Below are 964 nucleotides of genomic sequence, written 5' to 3'. Positions count from 1 at the left end.
GACGGTACCTGCAGAAGAAGCTCCGGCTAACTACGTGCCAGCAGCCGCGGTAATACGTAGGGGGCGAGCGTTATCCGGATTCATTGGGCGTAAAGCGCGCGTAGGCGGCCGCCTAAGCGGGACCTCTAACCCCGGGGCTCAACCCCGGGCCGGGTCCCGGACTGGGCGGCTCGAGTGCGGTAGAGGAGAGCGGAATTCCCGGTGTAGCGGTGGAATGCGCAGATATCGGGAAGAACACCGATGGCGAAGGCAGCTCTCTGGGCCGTCACTGACGCTGAGGCGCGAAAGCTGGGGGAGCGAACAGGATTAGATACCCTGGTAGTCCCAGCTGTAAACGATGGGCGCTAGGTGTGGGGGGACGATCCCTCCGTGCCGCAGCCAACGCATTAAGCGCCCCGCCTGGGGAGTACGGCCGCAAGGCTAAAACTCAAAGGAATTGACGGGGGCCCGCACAAGCAGCGGAGCATGTGGCTTAATTCGAAGCAACGCGAAGAACCTTACCAGGGCTTGACATGCCGATGAAGCCGGGGAGACCCGGTGGCCGAGAGGAGTCGGCGCAGGTGGTGCATGGCTGTCGTCAGCTCGTGTCGTGAGATGTTGGGTTAAGTCCCGCAACGAGCGCAACCCCCGCCCCGTGTTGCCAGCATTCAGTTGGGGACTCGCGGGGGACTGCCGGCGTCAAGCCGGAGGAAGGTGGGGACGACGTCAAGTCATCATGCCCCTTATGCCCTGGGCTGCACACGTGCTACAATGGCCGGTACAGAGGGTTGCCACCCCGCGAGGGGGAGCGGATCCCGGAAAGCCGGTCCCAGTTCGGATCGCAGGCTGCAACCCGCCTGCGTGAAGCCGGAGTTGCTAGTAATCGCGGATCAGCACGCCGCGGTGAATACGTTCCCGGGCCTTGTACACACCGCCCGTCACACCACCCGAGTCGTCTGCACCCGAAGCCGCCGGCCGAACCCCC

At 64.2% G+C, this 964-nt stretch carries 1 rRNA gene; it reads left to right on the top strand.

Annotated elements, in window-relative coordinates:
- Nucleotides 1-964 (top strand): 16S ribosomal RNA (locus F8D48_RS11465); the annotation flags it as partial.

The sequence above is a fragment of the Adlercreutzia muris genome (assembly GCF_008831045.1).
Lineage (GTDB): Bacteria > Actinomycetota > Coriobacteriia > Coriobacteriales > Eggerthellaceae > Adlercreutzia > Adlercreutzia muris.
Note: the sequence above shows the minus strand (reverse complement) of the source record. Positions and strands in the feature narration are given on the sequence as shown.